This window comes from Pseudomonas sp. GM18 (assembly GCF_000282195.1).
Lineage (GTDB): Bacteria > Pseudomonadota > Gammaproteobacteria > Pseudomonadales > Pseudomonadaceae > Aquipseudomonas.
On sequence record NZ_AKJT01000051.1, the window covers coordinates 1 to 20,758 of the forward strand.

17 protein-coding genes are annotated in these 20,758 nt (G+C 58.7%); 9 read left to right on the top strand and 8 right to left on the bottom strand.

Translation table 11 applies throughout. From position 1 onward, the window contains the following. The first annotated feature begins 273 nt into the window (after window positions 1-273). From PMI21_RS12610 to PMI21_RS12600, 3 genes are all read left to right on the top strand, one after another. Entirely contained in the window at window positions 274-3,549 is a 3,276-nt protein-coding gene (locus tag PMI21_RS12610; RefSeq protein ID WP_007939009.1) for a transglutaminase family protein, read from the top strand. Between the two features lie 88 nt (window positions 3,550-3,637). Next, window positions 3,638-6,124: a circularly permuted type 2 ATP-grasp protein gene (locus PMI21_RS12605; protein ID WP_007939011.1), complete on the top strand. Its 2,487-nt coding sequence runs from the start codon at window positions 3,638-3,640 to the stop codon at window positions 6,122-6,124. Then, entirely contained in the window at window positions 6,124-7,014 is an 891-nt protein-coding gene (locus PMI21_RS12600; protein WP_007939018.1) for a transglutaminase family protein, read from the top strand. Before PMI21_RS12605 ends, PMI21_RS12600 begins: the two co-directional genes overlap by 1 nt. Window positions 7,015-7,096: 82 nt before the next feature. Here the strand turns inward: PMI21_RS12600 and PMI21_RS12595 are convergent, their stop codons facing one another. Then, a complete protein-coding gene (locus PMI21_RS12595) occupies window positions 7,097-7,282 on the bottom strand; it encodes a hypothetical protein (RefSeq protein ID WP_007939020.1) in 186 nt (61 codons plus the stop codon). Between the two features lie 68 nt (window positions 7,283-7,350). Beyond that, a complete protein-coding gene (locus PMI21_RS12590) occupies window positions 7,351-7,938 on the bottom strand; it encodes a TIGR00730 family Rossman fold protein (protein ID WP_007939027.1) in 588 nt (195 codons plus the stop codon). A gap of 345 nt (window positions 7,939-8,283) precedes the next feature. On the opposite strand from PMI21_RS12590, the gene azu reads away from it, so the two are divergent. Further along, a complete protein-coding gene (azu, locus tag PMI21_RS12585) occupies window positions 8,284-8,730 on the top strand; it encodes an azurin (protein WP_007939032.1) in 447 nt (148 codons plus the stop codon). Window positions 8,731-8,827: 97 nt separating this feature from the next. Here azu and nadE read toward each other — a convergent pair whose 3' ends face one another. The 5 genes from nadE to PMI21_RS12565 all read right to left on the bottom strand — a co-directional run bounded on the left by nadE (window position 8,828) and on the right by PMI21_RS12565 (window position 13,047). Continuing rightward, window positions 8,828-9,655, bottom strand: a complete 828-nt coding sequence (gene nadE, locus PMI21_RS12580; RefSeq protein ID WP_007939034.1) for an ammonia-dependent NAD(+) synthetase — start codon at window positions 9,653-9,655, stop codon at window positions 8,828-8,830. A gap of 4 nt (window positions 9,656-9,659) precedes the next feature. Further along, window positions 9,660-10,886, bottom strand: a complete 1,227-nt coding sequence (gene pncB, locus PMI21_RS12575; RefSeq protein ID WP_007939037.1) for a nicotinate phosphoribosyltransferase — start codon at window positions 10,884-10,886, stop codon at window positions 9,660-9,662. 164 nt (window positions 10,887-11,050) lie between these two features. Further along, on the bottom strand, window positions 11,051-11,212 hold the full coding sequence (locus tag PMI21_RS29525) for a hypothetical protein (protein ID WP_007939038.1): 162 nt from the start codon (window positions 11,210-11,212) through the stop codon (window positions 11,051-11,053). A gap of 3 nt (window positions 11,213-11,215) precedes the next feature. Continuing rightward, entirely contained in the window at window positions 11,216-11,473 is a 258-nt protein-coding gene (locus PMI21_RS12570; RefSeq protein ID WP_007939041.1) for a hypothetical protein, read from the bottom strand. Window positions 11,474-11,601: 128 nt separating this feature from the next. Beyond that, window positions 11,602-13,047, bottom strand: a complete 1,446-nt coding sequence (locus PMI21_RS12565; RefSeq protein ID WP_007939042.1) for an alanine/glycine:cation symporter family protein — start codon at window positions 13,045-13,047, stop codon at window positions 11,602-11,604. A 174-nt stretch (window positions 13,048-13,221) separates the two neighbouring features. Here PMI21_RS12565 and PMI21_RS0128165 point away from each other — a divergent pair, with 174 nt between their 5' ends. Continuing rightward, window positions 13,222-14,031, top strand: a complete 810-nt coding sequence (locus PMI21_RS0128165; protein WP_033064037.1) for a helix-turn-helix domain-containing protein — start codon at window positions 13,222-13,224, stop codon at window positions 14,029-14,031. Window positions 14,032-14,124: 93 nt separating this feature from the next. Here the strand turns inward: PMI21_RS0128165 and PMI21_RS12560 are convergent, their stop codons facing one another. Beyond that, complete coding sequence (locus tag PMI21_RS12560) at window positions 14,125-15,036, bottom strand: LysR family transcriptional regulator (RefSeq protein WP_007939046.1); 912 nt, start codon at window positions 15,034-15,036, stop codon at window positions 14,125-14,127. Window positions 15,037-15,223: 187 nt separating this feature from the next. Between PMI21_RS12560 and amaB the strand changes: the two genes are divergently transcribed. The 4 genes from amaB (at window position 15,224) to PMI21_RS12540 (ending at window position 20,756) form a co-directional block, all read left to right on the top strand. Beyond that, window positions 15,224-16,714, top strand: coding sequence for an L-piperidine-6-carboxylate dehydrogenase (amaB, locus tag PMI21_RS12555; protein WP_007939048.1), 1,491 nt, complete (start codon window positions 15,224-15,226; stop codon window positions 16,712-16,714). 175 nt (window positions 16,715-16,889) lie between these two features. Next, window positions 16,890-18,173, top strand: coding sequence for an L-pipecolate oxidase (amaA, locus tag PMI21_RS12550; protein WP_007939050.1), 1,284 nt, complete (start codon window positions 16,890-16,892; stop codon window positions 18,171-18,173). 363 nt (window positions 18,174-18,536) lie between these two features. After that, the gene (locus PMI21_RS12545; protein WP_007939053.1) at window positions 18,537-19,670 is read left to right on the top strand and encodes a branched-chain amino acid ABC transporter substrate-binding protein; all 1,134 of its coding nucleotides are present in this window, start codon (window positions 18,537-18,539) and stop codon (window positions 19,668-19,670) included. 171 nt (window positions 19,671-19,841) lie between these two features. Next, window positions 19,842-20,756, top strand: a complete 915-nt coding sequence (locus PMI21_RS12540) for an ABC transporter permease subunit (protein ID WP_007939055.1) — start codon at window positions 19,842-19,844, stop codon at window positions 20,754-20,756. Window positions 20,757-20,758 lie beyond the last annotated feature (2 nt).

Here is a 20,758-nt window from a genome sequence, read left to right on the forward strand (position 1 = left end):
TCGTTCCCACGCTCCGCGTGGGAATGCCTCAAGGGACGCTCCGCGTCCAGTGACGCGGAGCGTCACGGGCTGCATTCCCACGCAGAGCGTGGGAACGATCAAGCGCCAACCCTCCCTCCGCAACATTTCTGTGCAATCCCCACAAACCAATTTCCCGCATCGCCCGATTTTGGTGCTGTACTGCCTCAAGCAATCCGTGAAAGCGCCAACTCCGCTGGCTGGCATAAGTCTTGCGCGCTTTCCTATAAGTTTAAGGCTCGCAGGAGGCACGCCGTGTCGATTCATGTCGCATTGCATCACGTCACGCATTACCGCTACGACCGCGCCGTCGAGCTCGGTCCGCAGATCGTTCGCCTGCGCCCGGCTGCCCACAGCCGCACGCGGATACTGTCCTATGCGCTGAAAGTCTCGCCCGAGCAGCATTTCATCAACTGGCAGCAAGACCCTCAGGGCAATTACCTGGCGCGGTTGGTGTTCCCGGAGAAAACCGATGAGTTGCGGATCGAAGTCGACCTGCTGGCCGAGATGGCGGTGTTCAATCCGTTCGACTTCTTCCTCGAGCCCTACGCCGAGAAGATCCCTTTCGCCTATGCCGCGGATGAGCGCAAAGAGCTGGCGCCGTACCTGGAAACCTTGCCCCTGACGCCGACATTCAAGGCGTATCTGGACGGCATCGACCGCACGCCGCTGCCCAGCGTGGATTTCCTCGTCGCGATCAACCAGCGCCTGAGCGAAGACATCGGCTATCTGATTCGCATGGAACCGGGCGTACAGACCCCGGAATACACCCTCGAACAGGCCTCCGGTTCCTGCCGCGACTCGGCGTGGTTATTGGTGCAATTGCTGCGTAACCTCGGTCTGGCGGCGCGATTCGTTTCCGGTTACCTGATCCAGCTGACCGCTGACGTCAAAAGCCTCGACGGTCCCTCGGGTACTGAAGTGGACTTCACTGACCTGCATGCCTGGTGCGAGGTCTATTTGCCCGGTGCCGGCTGGATCGGCCTGGACGCGACCTCAGGGCTGTTTGCCGGTGAAGGACACATTCCGTTGGCGTGCAGTCCCGACCCATCCTCTGCGGCACCGATCAGTGGTTTGGTGGAACCGTGCGAGTGCGAATTCACCCACGAAATGTCGGTCGAGCGGATTTGGGAAGCGCCAAGGGTTACCAAACCCTACACCGAAGACCAATGGCTGGCGATTCAGGCATTGGGCCGGCAGATCGATGCCGATTTGCTCGAAGGTGACGTGCGCCTGACCATGGGCGGCGAGCCGACGTTTGTTTCCATCGATGACCCGGACGGCGCTGAGTGGAACACCGCCGCGCTCGGGCCAGACAAGCGTCGGCTGTCAGCCGAACTGTTCCAGCGCATGCGCAAGCATTACGCGCCCAAGGGCCTGGTGCATTTCGGTCAGGGCAAGTGGTACCCCGGCGAGCAACTGCCGCGCTGGTCGCTGAACTGCTACTGGCGCCGCGATGGCGTGCCGATCTGGCACAACAGCGTGCTGATCGCCGATGAGCAGGAAGATTACGGCGCCGATGGTGAACTGGCCGGGCGTTTTCTGGCGAGCGTCGCCGAACGCTTGAAAATTCCGACACGCTTCGTGTTCCCGGCCTACGAAGACAATTTCTATTACCTCTGGCGCGAAGGTGCTTTGCCGCAGAACGTCAGCGCTGAAGACTCACGTCTGGAAGAACCCTTGGAGCGTGCGCGCCTGCGTAAAGTCTTCAGCCAAGGCCTGGACAAGGTCATCGGTCAGGTCCTGCCACTGGCGCGCACCGCCAAGGGCGATCAATGGCAGAGCGGTCGCTGGTACCTGCGCGAGGAACACTGCCGGTTGGTACCGGGGGATTCGCCACTGGGTTATCGCTTGCCGCTCGGTTCGCAGCCTTGGGTGAAAGCCGCGGAGTACCCGTTCATTCACCCCACGGACCCGAATCAGGATTTCCCGGCGCTGCCGGACACCGACCAGCTACAGAATCACGCTCAACCGAAAACGGCCGACGAACGTGTGCCCGAGATCGACCAGTCCGCCGACTGGCTGACCCGCACCGCGTTCTGCGCCGAAGCGCGCGAAGGTCGGTTGTACCTGTTCATGCCACCACTGGAGCGGGTCGAGGACTATCTGGAGCTGGTGGCCGCCATCGAAGCCACTGCCGAGGAGCTGCATTGCCCGGTACTGCTGGAAGGCTATGAACCGCCGAGCGATCCGCGCCTGAGCAACTTCCGCATTACCCCGGATCCGGGCGTGATCGAGGTCAACGTCCAGCCGTCCGCCACCTGGGACGAGTTGGTGGAACGCACCGAGTTTCTTTACGAAGAGGCGCGCCAGACCCGGCTGACCACCGAGAAATTCATGATCGACGGCCGGCACACCGGCACTGGCGGCGGTAACCATTTCGTCCTGGGTGGCGCGACCCCGGCGGACTCACCGTTTCTGCGCCGTCCCGACCTTCTGCGCAGCCTGATCAGCTACTGGCATAACCATCCGTCCTTGTCCTACCTGTTTTCCGGGCTGTTCATCGGCCCGACATCCCAGGCACCGCGGGTTGACGAAGCGCGCAACGATTCGCTGTATGAACTGGAAATCGCCTTCGCCCAGATGCCGAAGCCAGGCGAAGAATGCCCGCCATGGCTGGTGGATCGCTTGTTGCGCAATTTGCTGATCGACGTGACCGGCAACACTCACCGCGCCGAATTTTGCATCGACAAGCTCTATTCGCCGGACGGTGCCACCGGACGCCTCGGCCTGCTGGAACTGCGAGCCTTTGAAATGCCGCCCCATGCGCGCATGAGCCTGGCTCAGCAGTTGTTGTTGCGGGCGTTGGTGGCGCGGTTCTGGCGCGAGCCTTATGCACCGCCGAAACTCGCGCGTTGGGGCACCGAACTGCACGACCGATTCCTGTTGCCGCACTTTATCGAGCAGGATTTCGCTGATGTCATCGTCGATCTGAATGCCGCCGGTTATCCGGTGCGAGCCGAATGGTTTGCGGCGCATCTGGAATTCCGTTTTCCCAAGGTCGGCGACTACGCCGTCAGCGGCATCGAACTGGAATTGCGTCAGGCGCTGGAGCCTTGGCATGTGCTGGGCGAGGAGGGCAGCGCGGGCGGTACAGTGCGTTATGTGGATTCGTCCCTGGAACGTTTGCAGGTCAAGCTGACGGGGCTACCGCCGCAACGGTATCTGCTGACCTGCAACGGTATTCCGGTGCCGTTACAACCTACCGGTCGGGTCGGCGAGTTCGTCGCCGGTGTACGTTTCCGTGCCTGGCAACCGTACAACTGCCTGCAACCGACCATCCCGGTCCACGCGCCGCTGGTGTTCGACCTGCTCGACACCTGGATGGGGCGTTCGCTGGGCGGCTGTCAGTACCACGTCGCCCATCCGGGCGGGCGCAACTACGACAGCCTGCCGGTGAACGCCAATGAGGCCGAGAGCCGGCGGATGGCGCGTTTCTTCCGCATCGGACACACGCCAGGGAAACTTCCGATACCGAATCTGGACATTAACGACGAGCTACCGATGACACTCGATTTGCGACGTTTTTAAACCGTACGCGACGCTCGGATTTTTCGTCTATCCGGGCGTCATGAGCCTGCGTTAGTCTGACCGTTCTTTGCTGTCTGCCGAGCTTTCCATGCCTGACCTGCTTGACCGCTACCCGTTGACCGCGGGCACCTATCACGAACTGCTCGACAACAGCGGTGCCGTGCGCCCGCACTGGCGCCGGCTGTTCGATCAATTGCAACGCAGCACGCCAACGCAACTGGCGCAGCGTCAGGCGCTGTTGACCCGGCAGATCCAGGAAAACGGCGTGACCTACAACGTCTACGCCGACCCCAAGGGCGCCGATCGGCCGTGGGAGCTGGATTTGTTGCCCCATGTGATTGCAGCCGATGAGTGGCAGCAGTTATCGGCCGGGATCGCTCAACGGGCGCGTTTGCTCAATGCTGTGCTGGCGGACCTGTACGGGCCTCAACGCTTGATCGCCGAAGGCCTGCTGCCGGCTGAACTGGTGTTCGGTCACAACAACTTCCTCTGGCCTTGTCAGGGCATTGCACCACCTGAAGGGGCCTTTCTGCATCTGTATGCCGTGGATCTGGCGCGCACGCCTGACGGTCGCTGGTGGGTCACCGCGGACCGGACCCAAGCGCCATCCGGTGCCGGTTACGCTCTGGAAAACCGCACCATCGTGTCCCGAGCCTTCCCCGAGTTGTACCGCGACTTGAAGGTGCGGCATCTGTCCGGGTTCTTCCGCACACTTCAGGAAACACTCGCCCGGCAGGCGCCGAGCGACGATGAAGCGCCACTGGTGGTCCTGCTGACACCGGGGCGTTTCAACGAAAGCTATTTCGAACACTTGTATCTGGCTCGTCAGCTCGGTTATCCGCTGGTGGAAGGCGGCGATCTGACCGTCCGCGATGCCACGGTGTACCTGAAGACCTTGAGCGGCCTGCGTCGGGTTCACGCGATCATGCGTCGGCTCGACGATGATTTCTGCGACCCGCTGGAGCTACGCACGGACTCGGCCCTTGGCGTGCCGGGGCTGCTCGAAGCGGTGCGTCAGGGCCGGGTGCTGGTGGCCAACGCCCTCGGCAGCGGCGTGCTGGAGTCGCCGGGTTTGCTGGGCTTCCTGCCGAAAATCAATCAATTCCTGTTCGGTGAAGAGCTGATCCTGCCGTCCATCGCGACCTGGTGGTGCGGCGAAGCGCCGGTACTGGCCCAAGCCCTGGAAAAACTGCCGGAACTGTTGATCAAACCGGCGTTTCCGTCGCAGAGCTTTGCGCCGGTGTTTGGGCGTGATTTGAGTGAAAAACAGCGCCAGGCTCTGGCCGAGCGCATGCAGGCACGGCCTTATGCCTATGTTGCGCAAGAATTGGCGCAACTGTCCCAAGCGCCGATCTGGCAGGCCGAAGGTGGACAGTTGCAACCGCGAGCCATCGGCATGCGCGTGTATGCGGTGGCCAGTCGGGAGGGGTATCGAGTGCTGTCCGGTGGCTTGACCCGGGTTGCCGCCGAGGCCGATGCCGAAGCGGTGTCGATGCAACGCGGCGGCGCGAGCAAGGACACTTGGGTGTTGGGCGATCGCCCGCCCAGCGGCGAACAATGGAAAGCCCAGCGCAACATTGGCGTTCACGATCTGGTGCGCCGTGATCCGTATCTGCCATCGCGGGTGGTCGAGAACCTGTTCTGGTTCGGTCGTTACTGCGAGCGCTGCGATGACAGCGCGCGGCTGCTGCGGGTCATGCTGGCGCGCTATGTCGATGGCGATGACCCGCAAGCCCTGGAAGCGGCAGTCGATCTCGGTGAACGGCTGAATCTGTTGCCGGAGGAGGGTGAGTTGCCGGAGCGATTGCTGGCGGCGCTGCTCGGCGCTGATTGGCCGTTCAGCCTGCGCTCCAATCTGCAGCGTTTGCAGTGGGCGGCGTCGCAAGTGCGCGGCAAGCTCTCGCGAGAGAACTGGCAAGCGTTGGTGGAGTTACAGCGCGAAGCCATGGGGCTGGAAACCGAAGAGCCGGATTTCGGCGAGTTGCTGGACTTCCTCAACCGGTTGGTGATGTCGCTGGCGGCGCTGTCCGGTTTTGCCCTCGACGACATGACCCGGGATGAAGGCTGGCGTTTCCTGATGATCGGTCGGCGGATCGAACGGCTGCAATTTCTGAGCGGCAGTCTGGCGGCGTTTTTGCGCGGCGCCGGGGCTTTCGATCAGGCCGGGCTGGAATGGCTGCTGGAGCTGGGTAACAGCAGCATCACCTACCGCTCGCGGTACCTGGCGGTGGCGCAATTGATCCCGGTGCTCGACCTGTTGCTGCTCGATGAACAAAACCCGCACGCGGTGCTGTTCCAGTTGAAACTGGTGACCCGTACGTTGAAGCGCTTGAACGACGAATTCGGCGCGCCGCGCGAAACAGGTCTGCTGCAGTTGGTGGAGCGGCTGGCGCACTTCGATCTGGGCTGCCTGGAGAACTCACTGTTCGGTGAGGCCAGTGTTCACGCCGCCGTAGAGGGGCTGGCGGATCTGCTGCAAGAAATCGCCGATGCCAGCGGACAGGTGTCGGATCGCCTGGCCTTGCGCCATTTCGCCCATGTCGATGATGTCAGCCAGCGCACGGTGTCCGTCTGATGAGCGCCCATTACCAGATTTTCCACGACACCCATTATCACTACGACAGCCCGGTGTCCCTGGCCCAGCAACTGGCGCATCTGTGGCCGCGCGCCTGTACCTGGCAGCGCTGTACCGAACAGCAGTTGCAGATCAGTCCCGAGCCGACTTCACGCCGGGATGAGCTGGATGTGTTCGGCAATCCGCTGACCCGGTTGGCGTTCGAGCGCCCCCACGATGAATTGCTGGTTAACGCTCGGCTCACCGTCGAAGTGCTGGAACGGCCGTCGCTGGACTTCAATCAATCGCCGGCCTGGGAAGCGACCTGCAACGCGCTGACCTACAGCAGTCAGCCACTCTCGCCTGCGTTGCTGGAAGCCTGCCGTTACCGGTTCGAATCGCCCTACGTGCATTTGAAGCGCAGTTTCGTCGAGTTCTCCGAAAGTTGCTTTCCTGCTGGCCGGCCATTGCTGCTGGGTGTTCAAGCGTTGATGGAGAAGATCTTCAGCGAGTTCACCTTCGACGCCGAGGCGACCCAAGTGGCGACGCCGCTGGTGGAAGTGCTGGAGAGGCGTCGTGGGGTTTGTCAGGACTTTGCGCATTTGATGCTTGCTTGCCTGCGCTCCCGTGGGTTGGCGGCGCGGTACATCAGCGGCTATCTGCTGACACAGCCCCCGCCGGGCCAGCCACGGCTGATCGGCGCCGATGCGTCGCATGCGTGGGTGTCGGTATTTTGCCCGGTGCTGGGGTGGGTGGATTTTGACCCGACCAACAATGTGCAACCGGCGCTGGAGCACATCACCCTGGCCTGGGGCCGGGACTTTTCCGATGTGTCGCCGTTGCGCGGGGTGATTCTGGGCGGTGGCAGCCATGATCCCGAGGTTCGGGTTACCGTGATGCCATTGGAGTAGCGCCTGTGAGGGTCAGCAACATCGTTGCTGACCCTGGACACAGATCCGGTGGGCCTGATCAGATCATCGGGCCCGGAGGGTCTCAGGCGTCGGGCGCCTGATCTTTCGGTGCTTCAACATCATCTTCTGCCGCCACTTCACCTTCTGCATCCGGGTTCAGTGCTGCTTCTTCGGCTGTAGCTTTCTTGCGCTGAAGCTTTTCCTCTTTCTTCTGCTCCTTGGCCAAGTCTCTCTGACGTTTGGCGAAGGAATAATTAGGTTTAGCCATGGGCGATCCTCTGGGGTCGAAGGTGAGGTTGAGCGGCGCATATTCTGCCCTGTATCGGCACCGAGCCGTTAGCTGGGTTTTTGCTCGGTCCATTTTGGCGGTACCGAGGGTTGCCAGGCGTCCAGTGCATCGAGCAGGGTTTGCGGTGATTCGCTCATTTGCAGCATGTCACGGTGCTGCCCGCGAACGAAGCCTTCGCCGACGATATGATCGAGAAAAGACGTCAACTTGCTGTAGAAACCATTCACTTCCAGCAAACCCAGCGGTTTGCCGTGATAGCCGAGTTGACCCCAGGTCCAGACTTCGAACAACTCTTCCAGCGTGCCCAGACCGCCGGGCAGAGCGATGAACGCATCGCTGAGCTCGGCCATTCGCGCCTTGCGCGCATGCATGCCGTCGACCACTTCCAGGCGGGTCAGGCCGCTGTGGCCGATTTCCTTGTCCTTGAGGCTCTGCGGAATGATCCCGATCACTTCGCCGCCGGCCGCCAGTGCGGCGTCGGCCACAATCCCCATCAGCCCGACAGCGCCGCCGCCATAGACCAGGGTCAGCTTGCGCTCGGCCAGTGCTCGCCCCAAGGCGACAGCCGCTTCACGATAAGCCGGATTGGTGCCGGTGCTGGCACCGCAAAATACACAAACGGATGCTAAAGACATGCCTTACTCCATGGTCAATCAGGACCACAGAGTAAAGGCAGGCTTGCATCGTTCCAAGGGTTAAACCGCGCGTTCAGGTGTTTCGTAAGTGCCACTGGCGCCACAGGCATAGGCGGCAAGCAAACTGCTCAACAAGCTGCTGAAAGACATGACAGACACTCCAGGTGAGTAATGATGGCCCTGATGATAGGGCCGTCCCAGACGTCTGGCTGGTAGATTGTTTCGATGAGTGTCATAGCCCGAAAGTTGTATACAATTTTTGATTCAGGTCATAGGAACTTGCGAAGATTTCAGGCAGTCTTCTGTCCATTCGCACTTTTGTTAACCCTGCCTTGGAGATTCACCATGTTTGCCAAACTTGTTGCGGTATCCCTGCTGACACTGGCCAGCAGCCAATTGATGGCTGCCGAGTGCAAAACGACCATCGACTCCACCGATCAGATGTCCTTCAACACCAAGGCCATTGAAATCGACAAAAGCTGCAAGACCTTCACCGTTGAACTGACCCACTCCGGCAGCCTGCCGAAAAACGTCATGGGCCATAACCTGGTGATCAGCAAAGAGGCTGACATGCAGCCGATCGCCACCGACGGCCTGCCGGCTGGTATCGACAAGAATTACCTGAAAGAAGGTGATACCCGCGTCATTGCTCACACCAAAGTCATTGGCGCTGGCGAAAAGGACTCTGTGACGTTCGATGTGTCGAAGCTCAATGCAGCCGAGAAATACGGCTTCTTCTGCTCGTTCCCTGGCCACATCTCGATGATGAAAGGCACGGTTACGCTGAAGTAATCGATTCAAGCGCACAAAAAAAAGCGTCCACCTGGGACGCTTTTTTTTTGTGCTCATTCTTGGGCCAACCCGAATCCTTGTTCCTACAGGGGCAGAATCAAGGTGCGAACGGCATCACGCGTTTGTGATGCGTCTTTTTATACGTATCGCAAATAATCTTGAACGCTTCCTCCCTCACCGACTCACCATGCAGGAACGCATCGATCTCGGCGTAGGTCACGCCGTGGGACGCTTCGTCCGGTTTGCCCGGCGACAGGTCTTCGAGGTCGGCGGTCGGGATTTTTTCCACCAGCGACTCCGGTGCGCCGAAGCTGCGGGCAATCGCCCGGACCTGATTTTTCACTAGGCCGCTCAGCGGTGCGAGATCGCAGGCGCCGTCACCGAACTTGGTGAAGAAACCCATCACGGCTTCTGCCGCGTGGTCGGTGCCGATCACCAGGCCATGAGCTGCGCCAGCGATGGTGTATTGCGCGACCATGCGCATCCGCGCCTTGGTGTTGCCCAACACGAAGTCCACCGAGACGGCCTCCTTGCCTTCGAAGGCTGCCACTTCACTGGCCAGGGATTTGACCGCCGGGCCAATGTTCACCGTGTGGCGTTCGTCCGGGGCGATGAAGTCCACCGAGGCCTGGGCGTCGTGTTCATCGAACTGCGTCTGGTACGGCAGGCGCACGGCGATGAACTTGTAGCTGTTATCGCCGGTACGCTCACGCAGTTCCCGTACGGCGCGTTGGGCCAGCAGGCCGGCGGTCAGGGAATCGACGCCGCCGCTGATACCGAGCACCAGGGTCTTGAGCCCGGAATTGACCAGGCAATCCTGAATGAAGGTGATTCGCCGGGCGACTTCAGCCTCAAGGGCGAGTTGATCCACGAACGGCGGTTGGACCTTGAGCTGTTCAGCAATCTCACGCTGTACGGCTTGCATGAATTCACTCCTTGCTTGATGTACTGGAAAGGGTGGCAGGTACTTGGAAAACGTGTCGCAAATAGGCGACGAAATTCGGGTCTTTGCAGTGAGTCTTGCCAGGCTCATCAGAAATCTTGGCCACCGGTTGGCCGTTGCATGCGGTCATTTTAAGCACGATGCTCATCGGTTCGACACCCGGAATGTCGCAGGTCAGGTTAGTGCCGATGCCGAAACTGACATTGATCCGACCGCGCAACGCCCGAAAAATCTCCAGAGACTTGGGCAACGTCAGGCTGTCGGAAAACACCAGGGTCTTGCTCATCGGGTCGATGCCCAGCTTGTGGTAGTGGGCGATGGCCTTTTCCGCCCAGAGCACCGGGTCACCGGAATCGTGACGCAAACCGTCGAAGAGTTTGGCAAAGAACAAGTCGAAATCGCCGAGAAACGCGTCGGAGGTGATGCAGTCGGTCAGGGCGATCCCCAGCAGGCCACGATACTCGCGGACCCAGCAGTCGAGGGCGGCGATCTGGCTGTCGATCAGCCGTGGACCAAGTTGCTGGTGAGCCATGATCCATTCGTGGGCCATGGTGCCCAGCGGCTTCATGTCCAGCTCCCGGGACAGGTGCACGTTGCTGGTGCCGACGAAGCGACCGGGGAAGTCATGCTTGAGCACGTTCACCACTTCTTCCTGGACACGGAACGAGAAGCGACGGCGAGTGCCGAAATCGGCTACCTGCAACTCGGACAATTCGTCCGCGCTGGCATTGGCGGCCAGCCAGTCGAACTTGCGATAGAGTTGTTCGCGGGCCTGTTCGAGGACGATTTCCCGGTAGCGATAGCGATTGCGCACTTCGCTGACCAGGGCCAGCAGCGGCACTTCGAACAGAATCACATGTAGCCATGGTCCGCGCAGGCGGATGAACAACTCGCCGTTTTCAATGCCGGTGTGGATATAGCGCAGATTGAAACGGAACAGCCCGAGAAAGCGCAGGAAATCCGGTTTCAGGAAGCTGATGCGCTCCAGGAAGCTCAACTGATCGGCGCTCAGGCTCAACTCGGCCAGGCGCTCGATCTGGAAACGGATCTCCGCCAGGTACGGGCGCAGATCCTCGCTGTTACGGCAACGAAACTCCCATTCGACTTCGACGTTAGGGTAGTTGTGCAGCACCGCCTGCATCATCGTCAGTTTGTAGAAGTCGGTGTCGAGCAGGTTCTGCACGATACGATCGGCAAACACACTCTCGCTCATAACGGGGTCTCCAGGCTGGTCGCAGCCCGCGGCAGCGACGTTGCAGCTGTTTCAATGAATGGGGCTAGTGGCGCATATCAGCGGTGAGGATTGCCAGCTTTTTTTGTGTTCATGGTGGAATAATCACATGGCTGGCACCTTCAAATGCAAACACCTGTGGTTTCTCAGTTATCTGCTGTTACCTCAAGCGCTGCCTGGATAACGAGCGTCAGGCTTTCCCAACTTCTTACATAGCCATCAAGGTGGGAGTGACGAGGAATAAGCCCTATTTCAATTGCCTTGATCATTGCTGCTTTTATCATTTCATGAGTCGCTGATTTGGCCATGACTTACAATCCTTTAAATGTTATTTGGTCCAGCGCGTCGACACCGTCCTGTAGCAATAAGTAGGCTGGAAGTATCAGGCGAAAAAAGTCAGTGTCATTAGTGTTTTTAACGGTTACAGAGGTCAGTGCCTCTAAAAGGCTCGTTGCAGCGCGTATTCTGAAACAGGCATCTTCAAATAACAGGTGGGGTGCGGCGTACGAATCAATATAAAAAGTTGGAATGTTGGATGCGTTGGATTTAAGAGGCTGGTAGCGATTCACAGACGAACTCCTTGAGCGCGCTTGGGTTATGAGGGCGCGATTAATTGTTTTTGGGGGATGATGTTGCCTGGGCATTGCTTATCTGCTGAACCATTGCATAAGTGCAATGGTTCAGCGTCAATTGAAGTTTATGCGATCTGAGCTGGAGGCCGATCCGCAGGGTTCTTCGGCGGGAGAGGATTTTTTATCGCGGGCCAAGCTATCAAATCGAGATCCAGGTCGCTGAATTTGCTTGAGTCAAAAACGGGGGTTTTTATTCCTGTGCGACGTTGTTCATCATAGTCGCCCAGGATTCGCATACAGACGTTGAATAGCAGTGTCATCGCAATAAGGTTAACCAAGGCCAAAAATGTCATGGTGATGTCTGCAAACGCGAGCACCGTGGAAAGGTCTTCAACCGAACCCCAAAAGACCAGCATCAATACGGATATGCGGTACGCAATTAATGATTTATGAGGCGCCGCGAATATGAACCGTAAACTGTTTTCTCCCAGATAGTAGTTGTAGAGCATTGCCGTGAACACAAACAAGGAAAGTACCACGCTGATGAACACCCGACCCCAATCGCCTACTACCTCTGCCAGAGAGTTTTGCGCCAATGCAATTCCGTCGCCTTCGAAACCGGGAGCATAAAAACCGGAAAGCAAAATGATCAACGCGGTACACGTGCAAATAATGATGGTATCGATGAAGACACTGAACGCCTGCACCACACCTTGTGCTATCGGATGGGCGATTTTTGCCGCAGAGGCGACGTTAGGTGCACTGCCCAGTCCTGCTTCATTGGAGAACACTCCGCGCCTTACCCCCATCATGATCGCACTGCCCACCAGCCCGCCAAAAGCCTGATCCAGTCCGAACGCGCTTTTGACAATGCTGAGCAGCACTCCGGGGACTTGGTCAATTTGCAACACGATCACGTAAAGCGTTACACCGATATAGGCAATAACTTTAAGGGGAACCAATAAGTCGGCGACCGCCGCGATGCGCTTTATACCGCCCACGAACACAATGCCCAGCAACAAAGACAGCGTGAGTCCGGACCATGTAGTCGATAAACCAAAAGCATTGTTGAGAGAATGCGATACGGCATGAGACTCAAGGCCATTGATGGCAAATCCGAAGGTCACCAAAAGCAGGAGCGCAGCAATCGTTCCGAGCCAACGTTTGCCCAGACCATGCTGGATGTACCAGGACGGACCCCCACGATATTGACCGTTTGCATCGCAGCGCTTGTAGAGCTGGCCTAGTGAGCATTCGAAAAAGCTACTCGACATCCCCAATAGAGCGGTCATCCACATCCAGAACACTGCACCGGGGCCGCCCATGCTCACGGCAATGCCGACACCAACGATGTTGCCGGTTCCGACGCGACCGGCAAGGCTGAGCGTCAATGCCTGCAATGAACTTAAGTGATGATTGCCGGTATGCCAGCTGCCGCGTAATACCGAGATCATATGGATGAAGTATCGGAACTGGACAAATCTTGACCGGATTGTGAAGTAGCTTCCCAGTCCAAGAACTAAAGGTATCAAAACCTTACCAGAGAGAAAGTCGTTGATGATATCAAGCATTCAAAGCTCCTTGCTATTTAGAGTGCTGGCGGATTGATGGTGTGGCACGTCCTGAAGCTTTCAGGATCCGTAATATCCGGTCATCTATCGTTGCGCGCAATTTCGCAAGTTGGTTAAAAATGATGCGAGTTGATGCTATGTTCGAGTCTTCTGGCGCTATTGTGATGGGTTTGTATGTCTGATTTTCTTCCAGCTAACTTAAAGCTGCTGTGTAGTCACTACCGATCCGTCGCGGAAGTCTGTAGGAAACTTCGAATTAATCGTGGGCAATTTAATAAATATCTGGGCGGAAATAGCCTTCCCACACCTTTTAATCTCAAACGGATCTGTGATTTTTTCGGAGTCGAAGAATTCGAAATAGGTTTGCCGACAGAGCAATTCATCATTCTTATCGGCGTTAAGGCGAGGCGAATCAGTCCCTCCAGCGAGGTGACGGTACCGCAACGGATGCTTGATCACCTTCGTCAACAGTCTTCGTCGCAGCTAAAAGCCCACACGGGTTATTACTACGAGTACTACCATGCAATGACAGAACCCGGTTCCATTCTATGTTCTCTGGTGCATATGTATGAGGAGGGGGAGCATTTCGTATACGAACGAAATGAACGCTTACAGATAACTGGTGCGGATGGGGAGTTTGAACGGTATCGATACGTGGGGATTGCCTATTACCTACAGGATCGCTTGTTCCTCATTGATTATGAGTCGCTGACATCCAATGAGATTAGCCAAACCATTCTTATCCCGAGCTTCAAAAGCTGTATTACTCGACTCAATGGCTTGAAGATGGGCGTTTCCGCAGCTGATCATCGTACTCCCGCCTGTTCAAGGGTTGTTTGGGAGTATCTCGGGCAGGAGATCAATCCAGTCAATGCGTATCGCAGGGTGCGGCTGTACAGTCAGGATGATCCCGCCATCGACGATGATTTGCGTGGGCGCCTCGCTCAAACCAAAGTCGTTGATGGCCTCTTTGTTATTGCGTGACGCGTTGATGAGCCTGACAAGGCGGGGGTGCAGGTACACGAGCCAACGGGGGGCGTTCCGACAAGCCCCCTCCGCAGAGTTTTGCGTGATATTTCAACTTTGCGGTGTATTCGGATTGTCCATCTGCTCCAGCATCCACTTCACAAAATCCCGCACCTTGGGCACTTCCGCCGAATGCTCCGGATACGCCAGGTAATAGGCGTCGGTGCTGGGCATTGCATGCTGCCAGGGAATGACCAGTTTGCCGTCGGCCAATTCCTCTTCCACCAGAAACTTCGGCAACAGCGCCACACCACAGCCGACCTGGGCGGCGCGGATGCACATATAGAACGTTTCGAAACGCGGGCCGTGGTAGCTGTGTTCGGTGTGGTAGCCCTGACTGTCGAACCAGTCGTGCCAGGCCTGGGGGCGGGAGGCGTTCTGCAGCAGGACCAGGTCGGTGAGCTGCGTCGGATCGGTGAATGGCGTGTCCGGCAGGCTGCCCGGTGCACACACAGGAACAAGCTCTTCGCCAAACAGTTTCAGGCATTCGGTGCCGGGCCGTGAGCCCTGGCCGAAGTAGAACGCCAGGTCGCTTCGGCCTTGCAGCAGATCGTCGGCTTCCTGTTCGCTGCACAGGTCCAGATGAATGGACGGATGACGCAGGCGCCAGCCTTTCAAGCGTGGCACCAGCCAGCGCGCGCCGAAGGTCGGAGGCGTGGAGACGCGCAAGACTTCGGTGTCACCGCCGTAGGAACGCAGGTAATGGGTCGACATTTCGACTTGGGTGAGGATTTTTCGCACCTCCACCAAATACAAATCGCCAGCGGGGGTCATTTGCAGGCGCCGGCGGACTCGGCGGAACAGCAGGTGTTGCAACAACTCTTCGAGTTGCGCGACCTGTTTGCTCACGGCGCTCTGGGTCAGGTTCAGCTCTTCGGCGGCGCGGGTGAAGCTCAAATGCCGGGTCACGGCCTCGAAACACTGCAGCGCAGTGATCGACGGCAAGTAGCGTTTATTCAGCATCGGTTCTCCTTGTTCTTGTCTCTCTACGTGGCACGCGTGTTACCGGCAGATTCGCAGCATGAATAAACGGAATGATATCTCGCTTAATCGTCGTTTGTTGGAGAACCTCGGGAGCGCTAAAACTACAGGTCAGATCAGTCGAATTAATCCGGCTGCACGTTTTCTGTTTCTGCTCGAGGAGTGACCCATGGTTGCCGCATTGCTTGATCGTCTTGGTGTGAACCCGGCCCTGTACCAGAACGGCAAAGTGCCGGTGCATTCGCCCATCGACGGTAGTCGGATTGCCGCCGTGAACTGGGAAGGCGCCGCTGAAGTCGAGCAGCACATCAGTCGCGCAGATCATGCGTTCGAGTTGTGGCGCAAGGTGCCGGCGCCGCGCCGTGGCGAACTGGTGCGTCAATTGGGCGACATCCTGCGCGAGTACAAGGCCGATCTCGGTGAGCTGGTGTCCTGGGAAGCCGGCAAGATCACTCAGGAAGGCCTGGGTGAAGTTCAGGAAATGATCGACATCTGCGACTTCGCGGTCGGCCTGTCCCGTCAGCTGTACGGTTTGACCATCGCCTCCGAGCGTCCTGGCCACCACATGCGCGAAACCTGGCACCCGTTGGGCATCGTCGGCGTGATCAGCGCGTTCAACTTCCCGGTTGCCGTCTGGGCCTGGAACGCGGCGCTGGCGCTGGTGTGCGGCAACCCGGTGATTTGGAAACCGTCGGAGAAAACCCCGCTGACCGCACTGGCCTGTCAGGCGCTGTTCGACCGCGTCCTGAAGAGCTTCAGTGACGCCCCGCCGCACCTGAGCCAAGTGATCATCGGTGGTCGCGATGCCGGCGAAGCCTTGGTCGATGACCCGCGTGTCGCGCTGGTCAGCGCCACCGGCAGCACCCGCATGGGCCGCGAAGTGGCGCCGAAAATCGCTGCACGTTTCGCCCGCAGCATTCTGGAACTGGGCGGTAACAATGCGATGATCCTCGGCCCAAGCGCCGATCTGGACATGGCCGTACGGGCGATTCTGTTCAGCGCCGTTGGCACTGCCGGTCAGCGTTGCACCACCTTGCGTCGCCTGATTGCCCACGAATCGGTCAAAGAAGAAATCGTCACCCGCCTGAAAGCCGCTTACTCCAAGGTGCGCATCGGCCATCCACTGGAAGGCAACCTGGTCGGGCCGCTGATCGACAAACACAGCTTCGACAACATGCAGGACGCGCTGGAGCAAGCCTTGAGTGAAGGCGGCCGGGTGTTTGGCGGCCAGCGTCAGCTGGAAGACAAATTCCCCAACGCTTATTACGTTTCGCCAGCCATCGTCGAAATGCCGGAACAGAGCGATGTGGTGCGCGACGAAACCTTCGCGCCGATTCTGTACGTGATCGGTTACACCGATTTCGAAGAGGCATTGCGCCTGAACAACGCGGTGCCGCAAGGCCTGTCGTCGTGCATTTTCACCACCGACGTGCGTGAAGCCGAGCGGTTCATGTCGGCGGTGGGCAGCGATTGCGGCATCGCCAACGTCAACATCGGCCCGAGCGGCGCGGAAATCGGCGGCGCGTTTGGCGGCGAGAAGGAAACGGGCGGCGGTCGTGAGTCGGGCTCCGATGCATGGCGCGGGTACATGCGCCGTCAGACCAACACCGTGAACTATTCGCTGGAATTGCCGTTGGCTCAGGGCATCACATTCGATTAAGCAGCAAGCTACAAGCTGTTGATCGTTCCCACGCTCTGCGTGGGAATGCCTCAATGGACGCTCTGCGTCCGCTTGTGGGACGCGGAGCGTCCCGGGCTGCATTCCCACGCAGAGCGTGGGAACGATCGGATCAGGGAAATGGTGTGTTGGTTAGGTTTCTGATTGGAGTCTGGCAATGCCGTTACGCGAAGAGTGTCTGTGGGAAAAACTGACGCCGCAAAGGCCCGACAATGCGGCGCTCAAGGGTGAGGTGACGGTGGATGTCTGCGTCATCGGTGCCGGTTTCACCGGGCTGTCGGCGGCGGTGCATCTGCGGGAGCAAGGCAAAAGTGTTTGTGTGCTGGAAGCGCATCGCGCCGGCCATGGCGGCTCGGGGCGCAACGTCGGGCTGGTCAACGCCGGGATGTGGATTCCTCCGGACGAAATCGAAGCCGGTTTTGGCCAGGCGGTCGGCAGTCAGCTCAACCGCATGCTCGGTGCGGCGCCGTCGCTGGTGTTCAGCCTCGTCGACAAATACAACATCGATTGCCAGTTGCGCCGTGAAGGCACGCTGCACATGGCGCACAACGCGCGTGGCGAGGCGGATCTACGCAGTCGCGAAGAGCAATGGAAACGTCGCGGCGCACCGGTGGAGTTGTTGACCGGAGCTGCCTGCGAACAAGCCACGGGCACCAAAAAGATCGCCGCCGCGCTGCTCGACCGGCGTGCCGGCACGATCAACCCGATGGCCTACACCACGGGGCTGGCCAACGCGGCCATCGGCCTCGGCGGCCAGTTGTTCGATCATTCCCCGGTGACCCGACTCGAACGTCAGGGCCAGCGCTGGTCGGTGCAGACCGCCCAGGGTTCGGTGCTGGCCGAACAGGTGGTGATCGCCTCCAATGCTTATACCGAAGGCGACTGGACGGAGCTGCGCCGCAACTTCTTCCCCGGTTATTACTATCAAGTGGCCTCGGTGCCGCTGACCGAAGACGCCGCGCAGCAAATTCTGCCCGGTGGTCAGGGTTCCTGGGACACCCGGCAGGTGCTCAGCAGTATCCGTCGCGATGCCGAAGGGCGGTTGTTGCTCGGCAGCCTCGGCAATGGAAACCAGAAACCGACCTGGTTCCTCAAAGCCTGGGCCGACCGGGTTCAGCAACATTACTTCCCCTACCTGAAACCGGTGGAATGGGAGTGCACCTGGACCGGTTGCATTGCCTTCACCCCCGATCATTTGATGCGCCTGTTCGAGCCGGCGCCGGGTCTGGTGGCCGTCACCGGTTACAACGGTCGAGGCGTGACCACCGGCACAGTGGTCGGCAAAGCCTTCGCCGACTACTTGTGTAACGGAAATCCTCAAGCCCTGCCGATTCCCTTCGCCCCCATGCAGCCATTGGCGGGTGTGGGGTTGCGAAGCTGCCTGTATGAGGCCGGTTTTTCGCTGTATCACGCGGGCCAGTGCCTGCGGATCGTGATCTGATTGTTGAAATATGTTGCTGGAAGCAGCGCTTTTCAGCGAAGCGGCTAGCCTGTAATGGTGCGGGTTGTAGCAGTTGCGCACCAGCAGTGTGCAGTTCGGTGACGCGGGCTGTTACAGGTAGGTTGCACATCGTTTGGTGCTGCGGTTGCAATGATGGCGCAGGCGGGTTGCGCCTTTTGAAATAGATGGTTTCACCTCCCGCGGTTTAGACGGTTGCACGCCCAATGAAAATGGGATCGAAACAGTCGAAATAACAAGAAAGCAGCGACTTTTTTCAGAATAAAAAACCGATGGCACGGCCCTTGCTCTGAGCATTCAGTGAAGTCGCAGTGCCAACTAAAAAAAACCTTGGAGCACCACCTCATGTCCCAGACGTTTTACAAGAAAGGCTTTCTGGCCCTCGCAGTGGCAGCTGCGTTGGGTGTTTCTGCGTTTGCACAGGCTGATGTGAAAATCGGTGTGGCGGGGCCGATGACAGGCGCCAACGCGGCATTTGGCGAGCAGTACATGAAGGGTGCACAGGCAGCTGCTGATGCGGTGAACGCAGCGGGCGGCGTGAATGGGGAAAAAATCGTACTGGTCAAGGGCGATGACGCCTGCGAACCGAAACAGGCTGTGACGGTCGCCAAGGACCTGACTGAAAAGAAAGTCATTGGTGTGGTAGGTCACTTCTGCTCCTCTTCGACCATCCCTGCCTCCGAGATCTACGACGAAGCCGGCATTATCACGATCACCCCAGGCTCCACCAACCCCAAGGTGACCGAGCGCGGCCTGAGTGCCATGTTCCGCATGTGCGGGCGTGACGACCAGCAAGGCATCGTGGCTGGCGACTATGTCGTCGACGTGCTCAAGGGCAAGAAAGTCGCCGTGCTGCACGACAAAGACACTTATGGGCAAGGCTTGGCAGATGCCACCAAGGCTCAACTGATCAAGCGCGGCGTAACGCCAGTGCTGTATGAAGGCTTGACTCGCGGCGAGAAAGACTTCAGCGCCGTCGTCACCAAGATCCGTGCGGCCGGTGCCGACGTGGTCTACTTCGGCGGCTTGCACCCGGAAGCCGGTCCACTGGTTCGGCAACTGCGTGAACAGGGCCTCAAAGACGTCAAGTTCATGTCCGATGACGGCATCGTGACTGACGAACTGGTGACCACCGCCGGTGGCCCACAGAACGTTGATGGCGTACTGATGACCTTCGGCGCCGACCCACGTCTGCTGCCAGACAGCAAGACCGTGGTAGACGCCTTCCGCAAGGCCGGCACCGAACCTGAAGGCTACACCCTGTACGCCTACGCTTCGGTCCAGACCCTGGCCGCAGGGTTCAATGGCGCCAAATCCAACAAGGGCGAAGACGCTGCCAAATGGCTGAAAGCCAACCCGGTCAAAACCGTGATGGGCGAGAAGACCTGGGACTCCAAGGGCGACCTGAAAGTCTCCGACTACGTGGTTTATCAGTGGGACAAGGACGGCAAATACCACCAGCTGGAAAAACAGAAGTGATATGAGCGGTTGATCTGTCCGGCGCCTTGCGCGCCGGGCAGTCCTGAAACATGTCCGTGCAGTACCTGTCTTTTCTCGTAGAGCTGCACACAACCGTGTTGCGCCGGCGGCTGAACCCCGGTCCGTCGTACCCGGCTTCTGTGCAGTCTCTCAAGTGCGTGAGATTGCGTTATGGATGGTATTTTCCTGCAGCAACTGGTCAACGGCCTGACCCTCGGGTCGGTCTATGGCCTGATCGCCATCGGCTACACAATGGTCTATGGCATCATCGGCATGATCAACTTCGCCCATGGCGAGGTTTATATGATCTCTGCGTACCTCGCGGCGATCAGTCTGGCTCTGCTGGCTTACTTCGGTATTGAATCCTTCCCGCTGCTGATGCTCGGCACCCTGGTTTTCACCATCATCGTCACCGCGGTGTATGGCTGGGTCATCGAGCGTGTCGCTTACAAACCGCTGCGCAACTCCACCCGACTGGCACCGCTGATCAGCGCCATCGGTATTTCGCTGATCCTGCAAAACTATGCACAGATCAGTCAGGGCGCCCGTCAACAGGGTGTACCGACACTGCTGACCGGTGCATGGCGAGTTGAAGTCGGGAGCGGCTTCGTTCAACTCACCTACACCAAGATCTTCATTCTGGTTGCCGCGTTCGTCGGCATGGGCTTGCTGACCTACGTCATCAAGTACACCAAGCTCGGCCGCATGTGCCGCGCCACCCAGCAAGACCGCAAGATGGCTTCGATTCTGGGGATCAACACCGATCGGGTGATTTCCTACGTGTTCATCATCGGTGCAGCGATGGCGGCCCTGGCCGGCGTGCTGATCACCATGAACTACGGCACGTTCGACTTCTATGCAGGCTTCGTCATCGGGATCAAGGCGTTCACCGCGGCGGTACTCGGCGGCATCGGTTCACTGCCCGGCGCCATGCTGGGAGGGATCATTCTCGGGATCTCCGAGTCGCTGTTCTCGGGGCTGGTCAACTCGGATTACAAAGACGTTTTCAGCTTCTCGCTGCTCGTTCTTGTTCTGGTCTTTCGGCCTCAAGGCCTGCTTGGCCGCCCTCTTGTGTCGAAGGTGTAAGC